General features: G+C 33.1%; 6 protein-coding genes. All 6 read left to right on the top strand.

Annotated features, from left to right (window positions below; genetic code table 11):
- Positions 1-100 precede the first annotated feature (100 nt).
- The 6 genes from MKX66_RS10340 (at position 101) to MKX66_RS10315 (ending at position 17758) form a co-directional block, all read left to right on the top strand.
- Positions 101-1132 carry a serine hydrolase gene (locus MKX66_RS10340; protein ID WP_193653588.1) on the top strand — a complete coding sequence of 344 codons (1032 nt, stop codon included), beginning with the start codon at positions 101-103 and terminating at the stop codon, positions 1130-1132.
- Between the two features lie 220 nt (positions 1133-1352).
- Positions 1353-2363 (top strand): fatty acid desaturase family protein, encoded by a 1011-nt coding sequence (locus tag MKX66_RS10335; protein WP_002141320.1) that lies wholly within the window; start codon positions 1353-1355, stop codon positions 2361-2363.
- 195 nt (positions 2364-2558) lie between these two features.
- On the top strand, positions 2559-3278 hold the full coding sequence (locus MKX66_RS10330) for a thioesterase II family protein (protein ID WP_002141321.1): 720 nt from the start codon (positions 2559-2561) through the stop codon (positions 3276-3278).
- A complete protein-coding gene (locus MKX66_RS10325) occupies positions 3268-9036 on the top strand; it encodes an amino acid adenylation domain-containing protein (protein ID WP_341086069.1) in 5769 nt (1922 codons plus the stop codon). The genes MKX66_RS10330 and MKX66_RS10325 overlap by 11 nt, the downstream gene beginning before the upstream one ends.
- Positions 9029-13255 carry a type I polyketide synthase gene (locus MKX66_RS10320; protein WP_341086068.1) on the top strand — a complete coding sequence of 1409 codons (4227 nt, stop codon included), beginning with the start codon at positions 9029-9031 and terminating at the stop codon, positions 13253-13255. Before MKX66_RS10325 ends, MKX66_RS10320 begins: the two co-directional genes overlap by 8 nt.
- 18 nt (positions 13256-13273) lie before the next feature.
- On the top strand, positions 13274-17758 hold the full coding sequence (locus MKX66_RS10315) for an amino acid adenylation domain-containing protein (protein WP_341086065.1): 4485 nt from the start codon (positions 13274-13276) through the stop codon (positions 17756-17758).
- Positions 17759-17775: the final 17 nt, after the last annotated feature.

Raw genomic sequence — 17775 nt, 5'->3', positions numbered from 1 at the left:
GTTTGTTATGTATTTTAGATTGCTTTGAAAATTAAATGAAGTTACAATTAATCCTGTTTAATAGTTGGAAAAATCAGAAAAATAAAAGGGGATTGGGTAAGTGATAATTTCTGGAGAAATAAAAGAATTTATAAAGAATTATGATGATAAATTACCATTCTCAGGTGCGATTTTAATTCAAAATAAAAAAAAGATCTTTGAAGATGGATTTGGATATGCGAATAGAAGTGAACAAATTTTTAATACATCACGTACTCGGTTTGGTATGGCTTCTGGGTGTAAAATTTTCACTGCAGTGGCAATATGTCAATTAGTTGAAAAGGGTGTTTTAACTTTTGATACCTGTTTGAAAGAGTGTTTAGAAGACTCATTCCCACATTTTTATGAAGGCATTACAATTCATCATTTATTAACTCATACTTCGGGCATACCAGATTATTTTGATGAAGAAGAAATGGATGATTTTGAAGATTTATGGAAGGATACCCCAATGTATTCTATTAAATCTCCTGCAGATTTTCTGCCTATGTTTCAAAATTATCATATGAAGTTTAATCCTGGAAGTAAATTTTCTTATAGTAATGCAGGTTATATTTTACTTGGGTTGATTGTAGAAAAATTGACAGGGATGAAGTTTGCAGAATATGTAAAAGAGAATATATTTCAGGTTTGTGGCATGTCAGATTCAGGATATTTCCGGATGGATCAACTGCCGGAACGAACTGCACTTGGATATATAGATAATAAAGATGATAACACTTGGAGAACTAATATCTATTCGGTCCCTATAATTGGTGGGCCAGATGGAGGGGCTTTTACAACAGTTTTAGATTTAGGAGAATTTTGGAATGGATTATTTAATGGGAAACTCCTAAATAAAGAGTACACTAATCAGTTGTTAACTCCTTATGTGAAAAATAATAGTTTACATTATGGATATGGTGTTTGGATTTCGATGGAAAATGATGAGATTCTCAAATATTTTGTATTTGGATTTGATCCAGGTGTGAGGGTTCATTCATCTGTAAATGCAAAGTCTAAGATGCAATTCCATATTATGTCTAATGTGGAACGAAATGTAGTTCCTCTTAAAAGTGGGATTGATAAATTAATTTCTGAAAAAAAGATTTAGTTTTTGAGATTCATGGATGTTTTTTGATACCTACAAAATAAAAAAGGATATGAATATTTAACTAAGAGTTAATATGCTTATAAAAACTGTTGGATTGTTCGCTTTAAATGATTAATTAGAGTATAAATTTTGAGAGCCTAAGGGTGTTTGTTAAGGATTTAAATGAAGGATTCCTGATATAAATCAACAGCATTAATTTCTATATAAAGGAGTTAATAATATGATTAGAGGAACTACCGATTTAGGGGAAAGTCAAAAGAAAGAGTTAGAGAAGCATCGTTTTTCGAAAGAAATCAACTTGGAAATTCGCGAATTACAAAAAACCAACAATTGGTATAATTTTTTTGCCATAGGATTGGATTGGGGTATTGTGTCCTTAGTAATTGCATTGAATTATTTTATCCCTACTATGTGGATGTATTTGATTAGTATTGTTATCATTGGTAGCCGTATGCGTGGCCTTGATATTATGATGCATGAGTCAAGTCATCGTATGCTTTTTAAAAATCGTAAATTAAATAAGTGGGTTGCATGTTTCTTTGCTGCTTATCCGATAATGATTTCTTATAAAGCATATTGTAAGAGTCACATGAATCACCACAGGTATTTATGGAGTGAGATAGACCCTGATAAGCAAAGGTATCAAATTGTTGGGTTAGATAAACCGACTAAAAATAAAATGGAATTTTTTATTCAGCATTGCTTAAAGCCTTTGTTCTTAGTACATGTGCCGAATTATTTGATTGGAATGATCAAAGTAACAGCATATGCAAAAGAGGAACCTAGATTTGATCAAATAATCAGGACTCTATATTGGGGCGCTATCATTATTTGTTCAATTGTTTTCGGTTTCTGGCAAGAGTTGATTTTATTTTGGGTAGTTCCGTTTTTAACAACTTTTCAAATGTTAAAATATTGGGCTGAAATGGCCGAACATGCAGGACTAGAATCGGAAAATGAGATATTTGCATCAAGAAATTCTTTTGGGAATTTTTTTGAGCGTTTTCTCATTCATCCTCATAGAAACTCATACCATTTGGTACATCACTTGTTCCCTGCTGTTCCACACTTTAATATAAAGAAGGCTCATCTTATTTTAATGAAAGATGAAGAATATCAAAAAGCGCATCATTGTACAGGGTTCTTTTTTTCCACTGCACCAGGATTCTCTTCTGTAATAGATGATATACAAGGACGGATACCATTTTGGAATAAAGTGAAAGGGAAATAGATCATTATACATGTTGTGCTACATAGGCTGTATGGAAATTTAATGGTTTACCAAAGATAATTCCTGATTGCACCCTAAAATATAAATGGGAGCTAGATTAATAAAAAAAATTGGGAGATGTTAGGTGGCTAATTAAGTTCTATAGAGCCTTTTAAAATTTAGTAAATAATTTTGATTCATAGGAAAGGAGAGTATATGAATAACACGATGCTTTTTTGTTTTCCTTATGCTGGTGGATCCGGTTCGATATATAGTAAGTGGAAAAATTACTTACATCCTAGTATTGAATTGAAACCAATTCAATACGCAGGAAGGGGTAAAAGATTTCAAGAAGATTGTTATGATGATATGAATCACGCGATTAATGATATATTCGAATGTATATATAGAGTTGTAGGTAATTGCGATTACGCGTTTTTTGGTCACAGTATGGGCGGGCTTATCGCTTATGAACTTTGTAAGGAAATAGAAAGTAGAAATCTTAATGCTCCTGTGCATATTTTTCTATCAGGTGTAAAGCCCCCAAATTTTATTAGAGAACAAAAAGTGTCTAACTTACCAGAAAAAGAATTTAAAGATGTGATATTAAATTTAAATGGTACTCCAAAAGAAATTCTTAATAATCAGCAGTTAATGGATATATTTATCCCAATTTTAAGATCTGACTTTAAATTGATAGAAGAATATAAATTCAGTAATGAATTGTACAAGTTAAATACGTGTATTACTGCAATGTACGGTAAGCTGGATGATGTTACTGAGGAATACATGAAAAAATGGTGTGAGTTTACTTCGAGAGATACTGTTGTTTATGGCTATCCAGGAGATCACTTTTTTATTAATGAAAATTACATTGATATTATAAATCTTATTAATTCAACATTGGTTGGGAGAGGAGATTATTATGAGCAATGATGTTTATAATGCAGATTTGTTAACTAAAGAGGAGAAGTTTTGGTTGGATCAACTATCAACGGATTTAGAAATGAGTAGTTTTGTAAATTTTAATAAAAAAGTTGGTGTGAAAAATCAGGAAGAAAAAATATTTACATATAGGTTATCAGAAAACATATCACATAAAATTAGTGAAATAAGTAATCATTCTGAATATGGAATGCTTATCATTTTGATTGCTAGTGTGAAATATTTGCTCTCAATATACACGGATAGTAAAGATATTTCTATTGGAACGCCAGTAATTCAATCAAAATCTGGCACAGCATATTATGATCATCTTTTGATTATAAGAAGTAATGTCCATAGTAATATGACATTTAAAGAGCTTCTATTAAAAGTACAACAAAACATTACAGAGGCAAATAAAAATCAGAAAGTATCGCATAAGCGATTAGCAAAACTTTTAGGAGATGAGAATGCAAATTCTAATAAACTGAATCCTCGTACAGTCATACAGTTTGAAAATATTCAACATAATATTTCTAATCATTATACAAATGCAGATACCGTCTTTAATTTTACATGGCATGGAGATAAACTAGAGTGTTGTATCACTTGTAAAGAAAGTGTAGGAGACTTGATTGAAAGAGTTATAAATCAATTGACTCATTTGTTAAAAGCAGTAGTAGCTAATCCGAGTATAAGGCTCTCTGAAATTGATATTTTATCCAATGAGAGAAATCGTATTCTAAATGAGTTTAACAACACAAAAACAGGTTTTCCTAAGGATCAATCTGTTGTTGACTTGTTTGAATTTCAAGTAGCTAAAAGTCCACATAAGCTAGCAGTCTTTTACCAAAATCAAAATTTAACTTACGAGGAATTAAATATAAGAGCAAATCATATAGCACATAAATTAGTTGAATTAGGAGCTAAAAAAGATTCTGTAATAGGAATTATGTTAGATAGATCGCTCGAACTTCCAATTGGTATATTAGGTGTTTTAAAGGCAGGAGCTGCATATTTACCCATTGATCCAAACTATCCAAATGAACGAATTAATTATCTTTTAAGTAATTCTAATGTAGATATCATTTTGAAGTGCAGCAATAATGAATTTAATTTTATAATTGAAAACACTAGATTTATTGATATAGATACAACTTTGAGAGACGGTACACCTATAGAAATGAGTGGGAATTTAGAATTGAAAATCCCATTAGAGAGCTTAATGTATGTTCTTTATACATCTGGAAGCACTGGTGACCCTAAAGGAGTTATGGTGAAAAGAAATTCATTTATGAATTTGCTCAACTGGTATACCAATGAATTTGATATGAATCCAACCGATAATGTATTATTAATTGCCCCAATTAGTTTCGATACAGCGCATAAAAATTTATTTGCTCCATTGATAAAAGGGGGGCGATTGCACCTTTTTGAGTCAGGTATGTATGATTACAATAAAATGTCTGATTATATAAATATTCATAAAATCACGAGCGTTAATTGTACCCCAAGTGGTTTTTATCCATTGGTTGATTATAATGAGAGAACTAATTTTAGCAGGTTAATCACGTTGAAGCGTATTTTTTTAGGTGGTGAATCGATAAATTGTAAAAAACTCAAACCTTTAGTTAAATCAATAAATTTCAAGAGCGAAATTATAAATACGTATGGTCCCACGGAATGCACGGATTTAGCCGCTTTCTATAGAATTAGTAATCAAGAGATAGAACAATTGAAGGTGATTCCAATCGGGAAGCCTCTTAATAATGTCGAAATATACATTGTTGATCAAGAAATGAATCTTGTACCTATTGGTGTAACAGGAGAACTGTGTATTGCTGGGGTTGGATTGGCACGTGGGTATTATAATGCTCCAGATTTAACGAGAGAAAAATTTGTAGAGTTTCCGAAAATTACCGAAAAAAAAGTTTATAAAACAGGAGATATGGCAAGGTGGATGCCTGATGGGAATATTGAATTTATTGGAAGGAAAGATAATCTTACGAAAATAAGGGGGTTTCGGGTAGAAGTTGGGGAGATAGAGACTGGTCTTATGAAGCATCCAGATGTAGATGAGGTTGTTGTTGTTGCAATCGAAGATACTTTCGGTACGAAAGTATTAAGTGCTTATTTTGTTGCCAATGTGAATATAACAAACTCAGAATTAAGAAATTTCCTTATTAAAAGTTTGCCGAATTTCATGGTGCCAACCTACTTCACTCAACTGAAAAAAATGCCACTCAATCAAAACGGGAAAATTGATCGTAAAGCATTGCCAGTGTCCAACTTGGATCCAGTATCAGACTTCGACTATGTTGCACCAGAAGGCGAATTGGAAAAAAAGGTTGCACATATATGGAGAGATGTTCTTAATATTCAAAAGATAGGAGTGTATGATAATTTTTTTGAGTTAGGTGGGCATTCTTTAAATGCTGCTTCGATTATATTGAAAGTTAACCAAGAATTTGACGTGAATATACACTTAAGTGAAATGTTTAAAAAGCCAACTATAAAAGAATTTACAACTCTAATACTGGATGGGGAACAACATAAAAGTTCAATTATATTACCTGTTGAAGCAAGAGAATACTATCCTGTTTCATCACAGCAAAAAAGGCTATTTATTATGTGGCAACTTAATCGTGATTCAGTAGCTTATAATTTACCGTCGGGGACAATCATAGAGGGTGATCTCGAATATGATATGTTGGTGAGAGCTTTCCAACATCTTGTTGATCGTCATGAATCTTTACGTACATCGTTTTCATTCATCAATGGACAAGTGGTGCAGTATGTACATCCTAAATTAAAGGTTATTGTTGATATCGTTGAAGCATCGGAAGAAGAATTAATGGAGTATGTACATGGGTTTGCTACACCTTTTAATCTGGGACAACCTCCTCTATTTAGAATCAAAGTTATTAAAATCAGAGAAAATAAGCATTTGCTGTTAACTGATGCTCACCATATTGTCTTTGATGGTATATCGATGGACATAATTATGGAGGAATTTTATGATAGTTATTTAAATAAAGATTTGCCTCCGATTAAATTACAATATAGAGACTATGCAGTATGGCAGGCAGAATTTTTTCAGACTGATGATTTTAAGAGTAAAGAAAAGTATTGGCTAAACATATTTAAAGATGAACCTCCATTACTGGAGTTAAATACAGATTATCCACGACACCCGGTGCAACTTTATGATAGTGATTATGTACCAATTATGGCGGGATACGATTTGACAAAGCGTTTGAAAAAGATAGCGAAGGAGAATGGGACAACCCTATATACGGTGCTACTTGCTGCTTTAAATGTATTGTTTTTAAAATATACGGGTCAAGAAGATATTACGATTGGTACCCCTACAGCTGGCCGATCTCGTCCAGGTTTGGAACGGACTATTGGTATGTTTGTGAATACGGTAGTAATAAGAAATTTCCCATGTCGCAAAAAAACATTTCTGAATTTTCTGGATGAAGTGAAGGATAATACAATAAAAGCCATTGATCATGAGGAATATCCGTTTGAATTGTTAGTAAATCAAGTAGATGCTTATCGAAATACAGGGAGAAATCCAATATTTGATATTATGTTTTCTTTGGATAATGATGAGTATTTCTTTAAGGATAAAGGGGAATTAACTTTCCGAAAATTCCCATTTGAAAGTAGTATGACTCAATTTGATATGTTCATTCATGTATTAGAAATTAATGAAGATATGCATTTTAAGTGGAAGTATCGTAAGGATATATTCAAGAAGGATACAGTACAAAGATTAGCAGAACATTTTATTTATCTACTTGATGAGATTACCGAAAAGATGGATATACCATTACAAGATATCCAGATGATGTCTGAATCAGAGATGAAAACCGTTCTTTATGAATTTAATAATACGACGGATGAATATTCGTATCAAATGACGGTGCATGAGGTATTTGAGCAGAAAGTGAAAGAAGGTCCATCAGAAAATGCCATCGTGTATAAAGAAATGACACTAACGTACTCTGAGCTGGATGCAAGGGCAAATCAACTGGCCCGCACTTTAAGAAAAAAGGGAGTGCAAAGAAATAGCGTTGTTGGACTTATTGCAGAGCCTTCCTTAGAAATGGTCATAGGAGTTCTCAGTGTGCTAAAAGCAGGAGGGGCATTTTTACCGATTGACCCCACTCTTCCAATAAGCAGGATAAAATATTTTTTGAGAGACAGTGATTGTCAGTTGGTTCTGGCCCGAAATAATATGAAGGAACGCTTTACTTTTGAACAGGAAGTAATTAGGTTGGATGATGAAATAAACTGTAAAGAAGATGGTTGTTATCTTGAAAACATAAACCAGCCCGACGATTTGGCATATGTAATTTATACCTCTGGAACAACCGGTAACCCTAAAGGGGTTATGGTCGAACACAAGAATATTGTGAATCAGTTGATAGGACTCATTCGGAAATTAAAATTTAATCAAGAAATGAATCATTTATTGCTAGCAAAAATCACATTCGATGTTTCTGTTCAACAAATCCTTCTCCCGATTCTCTCTGGGGGTAGGTTATATATTCCTGAGGAAGAGCTAATCGCTGAGCCAAGAAATATGTGGAACTTTATTGAGAAAAACAAAATTAATGTCTTGGGTGCTGTACCTACCCATTTGAAAGTTTTAATAGATAATATTGTCATAAGTCAACCTCTTAACTATGTTCTTGTAGCCGGTGAGGTCTTTACAAAGAGTCTTTATGATCAATTAAAGAGTACTGTTAATGCTGAGATGATTATTAATCTGTATGGTCCAACCGAGACGACGATTTTTTCAACATACTATATTTGTCGTGAAAATGAAGAGGGTTCGAGCATACCAATAGGTAAGCCTCTAAGTAACTATAGGGCATATATTTTAAATCAAGATTATTATCCTGTACCTATTGGTGTGACTGGGGAGTTATATATTGCTGGGGCAGGTGTAGGAAGGGGATATATCAATAAGTCAGATTTGACAGATGAAAAATTTATGTCCAATCCATTTATTCCAGGTGAGAAAATGTATAAAACGGGAGACCTTACAAGGTGGCTCCCTAATGGGGACATTGAGTATCTTGGAAGGATTGACCATCAGGTAAAGGTTAAGGGAGTCCGAGTAGAGCCAGATGAAATAAAAAACCACATTTTAAATCATGAATATATTGATAATGCAATTGTTGTTGCGAAACAAAATCAAAGTAATGAAAGCTATTTGTGTGCGTATCTAATTACAAACCAAGAGGTTACCAGTACAGAATTAAGGGAGTATTTGAGGAATAAGTTACCTGAATATATGATTCCGTCACATTTTGTGCAATTAGAGAGTATGCCTGTAACGAATAACGACAAAGTCGACGTAAGAGCCTTGCAAGAAAGGGATGATGAGAATTATATATCGTTAGGTACTACTTATATAGCACCTGGAACGAATCTAGAAAAAATGATAGCGGAGATCTGGAAACAGGTACTTGGGGTAAATCAGGTCGGTATTTATGATCATTTCTTCGAACTTGGTGGGAATTCACTGAATATTATTCAAATAAATGAACGGTTGAAAAATGATTTGAACATCGACATAACTGTAATGATGCTATTTAGATATCCTACAATTTATTCTCTATCCCAGCAATTAAAGATGACCGATGAGAGCAGGGTACAGGAAAAAATGAATTCAAATAGAGTTCAGGTAATAAAGGAATCGAAAAATAGGTTAAAACAAAGACGTCAAAGAAAGAGGGATTCGAATGAATGATAGTGCACAGGAACCGATAAGAAATGGTATAGAGATTGCTATTATTGGAATGTCTTGCAGATTTCCTGGTGGAGATACTATAAATGAATTCTGGGAAAATTTGAAGAATGGTGTAGAATCGGTAACTTTCTTCACAGATAAGGAGTTACAGAAAGGAGGAATTGATCTAGAAACGATCCAAAATCCCAATTATATAAAGGCTGGTGGGGCTATTACAGGAACAGAATGGTTCGACAATAAATTATTTAATTACTCACCTAGGGAATTAGAGGTAATGGATCCACAGCTGAAAATTTTGCACGAGTGTGCTTGGGAAGCATTAGAGAGTAGTGCTTACTTTTCGGATACCTTTAATGGTTTAATTGGTACTTATATTGGAGCATCTACAAACTTATATTGGTTAGAAGCGGTATATGATGGAGCGAAAGATTTTATAAAAGAAGCAGAATTTTTAAATGGTTCTCAATTTTTCGGCACCAGATTATCACATAAATTAAATTTGAAAGGTCCTAGTTATACAGTTCAAACTGCATGTTCCTCTTCATTGGTTGCTGTGCACTTGGCATGTCAAGCTCTATTAAGTGGAGATTGTGACATTGCTTTGGCTGGAGGGGTTTCACTTACATTACCTGAGAAAAGAGGGTATTTATACAAGGATGGCATGATTCTTTCACCAGATGGACACTGTAGACCTTTTGATGATAATGCTAGGGGAACGGTCAATGGAAATGGAGCGGGAATTGTTGTTTTGAAGCGTATGGAGGATGCGATTGCTGATGGAGATTTCATCCATGCTGTTGTGAAAGGATCCGCAATAAATAATGATGGCGCTGATAAGGTTAGTTTTAATGCGCCAAGTGTAGAAGGACAAGCTGCTGTTATTAGAGCAGCTCATCACATGGCCGAGGTAGAATCTGAAAGTATATCATATGTAGAGGCTCATGGTACTGGAACAATGCTAGGTGACCCGATTGAGGTTGAAGCCTTGAAGTTGGCATTTAATACAGAGAAGAATAATTTTTGTGGTATTGGATCGGTTAAAGGGAATATTGGTCATCTTGATAACGCTGCAGGTATAGCAGGTTTGATAAAAACTGTAGTTGCTTTGGAGAATCGCATGATTCCACCAAGCATTAACTACGAGAAAGCAAATGAAAAAATTAATTTTGGTAATAGTCCATTTTATGTACAGGATACATTGGCGGAATGGAAGAACCAAGAGTTTCCTTTAAGAGCAGGAGTAAGTTCATTTGGTATGGGAGGAACAAATGCCCATGTTGTACTTGAGGAACCTCCCCAAAGAGAAGCTTCTGAGCGGAGTAGGAGATATCAATTACTTTCTTTTTCTGCACAAACGAAAAAATCTCTTGAAGAGCAAACTAAAAAGTTAGCTGAATATTTAAATCATAACAATAATGTGAATTTGGCTGATGTAGCTTATACACTTTTAAATGGAAGGAAAAATTTAAAATATCGAAGAGCATTAGTGGTTTCGGATATAGAGGAAGCGAAGCGAGAATTTTTTATTCAAAATTCTGCTAAGGTTCAAACTAACATTTGTGATGGCGGTAGTAAGCAAATAATTTTCATGTTTCCCGGGCAGGGTGCACAATATGTAAATATGGGATTGGATTTATATAATGAAGAGAAGAGATTTCGAGATGAAGTGAATCTTTGTTGTGAGATTTTAGAAGAGATTAGTGGGATTGATTGGAAGGAAGTCTTATATCCAAAGGACCTGGAAGCTAGAATGAGAGATGATATAAATCAAACATCTAATACACAGCCTGCAATATTTATTTTTGAATACTCATTAGCAAAAACACTAATGGAATGGGGCATCTATCCGGACGGCATGATTGGACATAGTATAGGGGAATATGTGGCTGCTTGTTTGGCGGGAGTGTTTTCATTAAAGCAAGCGCTTCAGTTGGTGTATGAGCGGGCGACCTTAATGCAACAATTACCTAAAGGCAGCATGATAAGTGTAATGGCTTCGGAAAATGAAATTTTACCACTAATGAATCAAGATGTATCTATTGCCGCAGTGAATAGTCCAATATCATGCGTAATCTCAGGTTCTGATGAGGCAATCTATACTTTTGAGGGGGAATTGATTAGGAAAGGTTTTCAGTTTAAAAAACTTACAACTTCCCATGCCTTTCATTCATCCATGATGGACTCAATTTTAGATACCTATGGAAAGAAGTTAAAAGAAATTAATTTCCAGGACATTAAAATACCATTTATATCCAATTCTACAGGAGAATGGATTACGGAAGAACAAGCAAAAAGTGCAGATTATTGGGTGAATCATCTGCGACATGTAGTGGAATTTTCTGAGGGCATTAAGCATCTACTATCGGGTACGGAAAGTATTTTTGTGGAGGTTGGACCAGGTAGAACATTAAGTAGTTTTGTTAGACAACATACTCAAGGAGAATCAAAATGCCCAATTATTAATACTGTAAGGCATCCTAAAGAAAAAATTTTTGATGACAATTACTTGCTTCAAAATATTGGTAAGTTGCATATTCATGGCGTGAAGATTAACTGGTCCAAGTATTTTTCGCAAGAAAGAAGATATCGTGTTCCACTCCCTACGTATCCTTTTGAACGGCAGTTCTTTAGCCTTTCTAAGGATATTGAAATGGAAGAGAGTTCCCCTTTATCGCAAAGTGACTATGTAGAAGAGCTAAAGAGGAATGTTGTTCCGAAAGATGATAAACAGCGGAAAATTATAGAATCATATAAGAGAGTTACGGGAGTAAAACAAGTTAGTATCCATGATGATTTCTTTGAATTAGGAGGTAGCTCATTAACGGCTATCAATGTTGTTTCGAGCTTACAGAAGGATTTTGATATTTCTATTAATCATTTATTTGAATACCCTAGAGTCTCTGATCTAGCGCAGCATATGACATATAAAAAGGAGAAGACCATTCCAGATGCATTAGCAACTTATCTGATTGCTAGAGGAGAAAGGCATCGGTTAATGGAGGAGAAGATAAGAGGCGACATAGCGATACGAAGTTTATATGATGATAGAAACAAAAAGTATTACGAAATCAACCTTTCTTGCCAAACCGGTTATAAGGAAGTTCTATTGACAGGAAGCACGGGATATTTGGGCGTTTACTTATTACATGATTTATTAACTGAATTAGATTGCAATGTACATTTGATTGTAAGAAGTGACAATTGTATAAAAGCAGAAAATCGCATTAAAGAAAAAGTTTGCTCTTATTTTGGAACATCTTTTTATGATAAGTATAAGAAAAGAATTTTTGTATATAGTGGCGACCTGACAAAAAAATATATGGGCTTAGATTTGCCGAACTATCAATATTTGAGTGAAACAATCCAATGTATTATACATTCAGCAGGCAGTGTTAGTCATTATGGGAAATATGAAAAATCCTATGAAGCAAACGTTCTAGCTACGAGAAATGTAATTGATTTTTCGCTTAAGGGAGTAAAGAAAGATGTGAATCATATTTCTACATTGGCTGTAGCTTCTGGTGTAGTAAAGAATAACGAAGATATATTGTATACGGAGTATGATAATGATTTAGGGCAAATTATTGAAAATCCTTATCCAAAGACAAAGTTAGAAGCTGAAAAGATTGTACTGGAAACGAGGGATAAGGGAATAAATGTAAATGTTTTTCGAGTGGGAAACATTGGTTTTGATTCTAAAACAGGAAGGTTTCAAGAAAACATAGAGCAGAATGCATTATACTCAATGATGAAATCATATATAAGAATTGGATTGGTTCCAGAAATGGAAAGAGATATAGATTTTGCATGTGTGAATGATGTTAGTCAGGCAATTATTAAGTTGTTTAATAAAAAAGAATTAATGAATGAGACTCATCACATTTTCAATCCTAACCATGTAAGCTTATCAGCTCTTTTAACAACGTATGGATTAGACATAGATGTAAAAGAAACTTCAATTGATAAATTTATAGATTATATCTTTGATGAAAAGCAATTTAATCAATATGCATCAGATATATATAATTTACAGCTGCATTGTATAGGAGATGAATTGAAAACATTTAATGATGTCGAACAAACATTGTTCCATATAATGGGAGATAAAACGAATATGCTGTTAAGAAAAACGGGTTTTGTATGGAATAATATTACGGATGAAATGACGAAAAAAATGATTAGATATGGTCAAAAAGTTAATTATTTCGAAAAACATTAAATATAAAGTGGTGATAATTTGAAGTATAGAGAATATTTTTCACTAACTCATCCTCAACAAAGGATTTGGTATATGGAGAAAATTAATCCTCATCAGCCATTGCATAATATTGGGGGAACAGTAAAGATACAAGGAGAAGTGGATTTTGATTGTCTTGAGAAAGCAATTAATTATTTTATAAAAAAAAATGATGGAATCAGGCATCGATTTGTAGAATCGGATGAGAAGGTTCATCAATATGTGGAGAAATATCATAAATATCAAGTTCGATATACTATTTTTAATAGTCAGAAGGATTTAGATGCCTGGGTTCAGCAGGAAGCTGCAAAACCTTTCGATATCAATGAACAAGACTTATTTGATTTTGCTTTGTTCAAGTTACAAGATACTAAAGAAGGGGGATATTTCGTTAAGGTCCATCATATAATTTCTGATGGTTGGTCTATGAATCTTTTAACTGAACAGATTTGTAATGCATACACTCAAATTTTGAAAGGTGAAAAAATAACAGATCAGCTTAATAGTACCTATATGTATTGCCTTGAGAAGGAAGAATCCTATTTAACTTCAAAAAGATTTATGAAGGATAAAAATTTTTGGAATGAGAAGTTTAGTAAGCTCCCAATTGTGAAGCGGAAGAACGAAGTAGATTGTGCAAAGGCAAATAGAAAAACATATTCTTTAACAAATAATCAATCGGATGAAATTAAACAATTTGCTACTGACATAAATGTTTCTGTGTACGCATTCTTTGTTGCCCTATATTATATTTACTTAAATAAAGTAAATGGGCAGGATGATTTAATTATTGGAATGCCTGTACTTAATCGAGCGGGGAAAAATGAAAAAAATATTGTGGGGATGTTAACAAGTACTATGCCATTTCGTCATACTGTTGATAGTGAAATGACAGTCATAGATTTTATAAAAGGCATTAATCGTGAATTGGTTCGCTGTTATTATCATCAAAAATATCCATATGATGTATTGGTGAAAGATTTGGAATTAAAGAAAAAGGGATACGGTGATTTATTTGATACATGTATTAACTATTACAATACAAAACTTCCTACTGAAATTAATGGTACACCAATAGAAAATGAAGAATTTTACAATAGGAATCAGATTTATTCAATTCAATTGATTATTCGAGAATGGTCTAGATTAGGAGGATTTAATCTAGATATAGATTATAAGGATCATATGTATACAGAAAAGCAAATTGAACAAATGTATCTTGGAATCAGTCATTTACTGGATCAGATGTTGGAGTCGCCCAATAAAAAGTTGATGGAATTAGAAATTTTACCAGAAGATATGTGGAATAAATTGATATATGAATTTAATGCAACGAATAGGGAGTATCCAAAGGACAAGACAATTCATCAGCTTTTTGAAGAACAAGTAGAAAGGACACCAGATAGAGTTGCGATTTGCCTGGAAGATAAGGAACTTACGTATCGTGAATTGAATGATAGATCTAATCAATTAGCGAGGTATATATTAAAGAAAAATGTAACAAAAGGTACAGTAATAGGAATATCAACTACGCATTCTCTAGAAACAATTATTGGAATTTTAGGGATTTTAAAAGCAGGAGCGGTATATTTACCTATTGATCCACAATATCCATCTGAACGGGTCAATTATATGCTGCAAGATTCAGATATCAATATTCTGTTCACTAATTTTGATATTTCGCATCAATGGGATCTTTCTTTGTATGCGGTTGAGGTTATCCATATAAATGCAGCTCATATTTATATGGGAGATACTTCTAATATTAAAAATAGAAGTGAGCCGACTGACCTTGCTTACATCATATATACATCGGGTTCTACGGGAAACCCTAAAGGTACAATGATTGAACAGAAAGGATTGGTTAATTATATTTCCTGGGCAAATCAAGTATATGTAGGCGCAAGTGAAAATCAAGTTTTCCCATTGTATTCATCTCTTGCTTTTGATCTTACTGTTACAACTATATTTACCCCATTAATTAGTGGTAATCAGATTATTATTTATCCTGCTGATGCAAACGAATATGTATTATATAGAATATTTAAAGAAAAAAAAGCAAGTATTATTAAATTAACTCCATCTCACCTGTTTTTATTGAAAGATTCAGACTTTGTTGGGTGTTCAATTAAAAAAATTATTGTTGGTGGAGAAAATTTAACAGTAGACCTTGCCGCAAACATACAGAAAAAATTAGGTAGAGAAACAAAAATATATAATGAATATGGGCCCACAGAAACAGTTGTAGGATGTATGATTCATCAATTCGATATTGAAAAAGATAAAGGGGTATCTGTTCCTATTGGTGTACCTGCACAAAATATGAAAATATATGTGTTGGACTCCGATCTTCGCCCAGTACCAATGGGAGTTGTTGGAGAAATTTATATTTCTGGGGAAGGTGTTGCAAGAGGATATTTTAACAATCAGGATTTAACAAGAGAGAGATTTATTGTAAATCCATATTCGGCAAAAGAGCAGATGTATAAATCGGGTGATTTAGCTAGATTTATTGAAGGAGATAAGATTGAGTATTTGGGAAGGAAAGATGATCAAGTAAAAGTTCGTGGGTTCCGCATAGAACTAAAAGAAATCGAAATAAACTTGCAAAAATATCCGAGCATTAAGGAAGTGGTAGTGATTGATCAAGAGGATTATGATGGAAACCACTATCTTTGTGCCTACTATACTGAGAATGCTAAGGTGAAGACATCCGAACTATTTAGATTCTTAAAAGAGATCTTACCAGTTTATATGATTCCTTCGTATTTTATTGTGTTGAAAGAAATACCGTTGACGTTTAACGGAAAGCTGGATAGAGAGGCCTTGCCGAAACCTGAAGTTAAAATAGAGAAAAAAACTGAAGGTGAGATAGAAAGTGATTTAGTAGGTATTATACGTGAAGTATTAAATGTTGAAAAAGTAAGTATAAGAGACAACTTCTATCATCTAGGCGGGGATTCCATTAAAGCAATTCAAATTTCTTCTAAGATACGTGAGAAAGGGATTAAAATAAAAACAAAGGATATTTTGGCTAATCCAGTTATTGAAGATATGATTTTATATTTAGAAATGACTAGCACAAAAGAGCAGAAGAGTAATCAACAATGTGTTGGTAGTATTGAAACGATACCATCTATCTCATGGTTTTTTTCGCAAGATTTGAACAATATAAACCATTATACACAGTCAGTGTTAGTCAAAGTAAAGGATGACGTTGAGGTTGGGATACTTGAATCGGCATTTAGCTTATTAGTTTGTCATCACGACGCTTTTCGCTTGAATTACCGGATGGAAACGAAGGAATTATTTTATAATCAAAATAATTACAATAAAAAAATAAAAATAGAATCATTAGATTTATCTGAATTATCAAAAACAGAGCAAGGTATTCGTATTGCTAGTATTGGAGAAATATTGAAATCGAGCTTTAATATTGAAAATGAAATTCTTCTTAAAGTTTGTATATTTGATTTGGGCGATTTTGGTAAAAGATTGTTAATGACAGCTCATCATTTAGCTGTTGATGGTATATCTTGGCGAATTATTTTTGAAGATATAAATCAATTATATAAACAGATAGAAAATAAGCAGAAAACTTCTTTGCCGCCAAAAGATAATTCGGTACAGGATTGGGCAATTGAGTTAAAGAGAATGAGTAAAAAAATTCCAGAATCAGAAAAGCGATACTGGGAGCATGTATATCAATATGAAGAGAATTCATTTAATGATTTTGATTTAGGATTGGATCGTATGGAATTTTGCGAGAAAATGATTAAGAAGTTAACAGAAGAAGAAACTATGCAGCTGTTACAAAAAGCAAATGAAGCTTATCGAACAAAAGGTAATGAACTAATGATTATAGCGCTATCATTGGTAATGGCTAAGTATATTAAAACAAATGATGTGATTATTGAAATTGAAGGGCATGGGCGTGAAGAATTAAATGATGAAATTGATGTATCGCGAACTATTGGATGGTTTACGAGCCTATTTCCAATTCGGTTACAATTTGAGGATGTAGATATATCACAACAAATTAAACAATTAAAAGAGCAATTGCGTAGCGTTCCAAGTAAAGGTCTAAATTATGGAGTTTTAAAGTATATTTCGAAGGAATTAAGTTCCGAATCTCGAAAGTATGTTCGTTTTAACTATTTAGGTGATTTTAATGCTACATTTTCCAATGGAATTTTTGAATTTGCGTATGAAAATTCCGGTCAAGATAACAGCAATAAAAATGAGATGGATTGTTTGCTAGATATCGTTGCGTATACAGTAGATAAAAAGTTGAATTTGTCGATTACGTATAGCAAAAACAAATTTAAACAAGAAACAATATCGCAATTTTTCATGGAGTATATGAATCAATTGAGAGATTTGATTCAACATTGTTGTCAGAGAAAACATGCTGAATTCACCCCATCTGATTTTGAAACGGCAAACCTCTCGAGTGAAGATCTTGAAAATATATTTAATATATGATATTAGAGAGGAGTCAT

Source organism: Bacillus sp. FSL R9-9530 (genome assembly GCF_038008145.1).
Classification (GTDB): domain Bacteria; phylum Bacillota; class Bacilli; order Bacillales; family Bacillaceae_G; genus Bacillus_A; species Bacillus_A mycoides.
Note: the sequence above shows the minus strand (reverse complement) of the source record. Positions and strands in the feature narration are given on the sequence as shown.

Coding starts and splice junctions, on each gene's coding strand:
- MKX66_RS10335 (WP_002141320.1), top strand. CDS start 1,353: ATGATTAGAGGAACTACCGATTTAGGGGAAAGTCAAAAGAAAGAGTTA.
- MKX66_RS10330 (WP_002141321.1), top strand. CDS start 2,559: ATGAATAACACGATGCTTTTTTGTTTTCCTTATGCTGGTGGATCCGGT.
- MKX66_RS10320 (WP_341086068.1), top strand. CDS start 9,029: ATGAATGATAGTGCACAGGAACCGATAAGAAATGGTATAGAGATTGCT.
- MKX66_RS10325 (WP_341086069.1), top strand. CDS start 3,268: ATGAGCAATGATGTTTATAATGCAGATTTGTTAACTAAAGAGGAGAAG.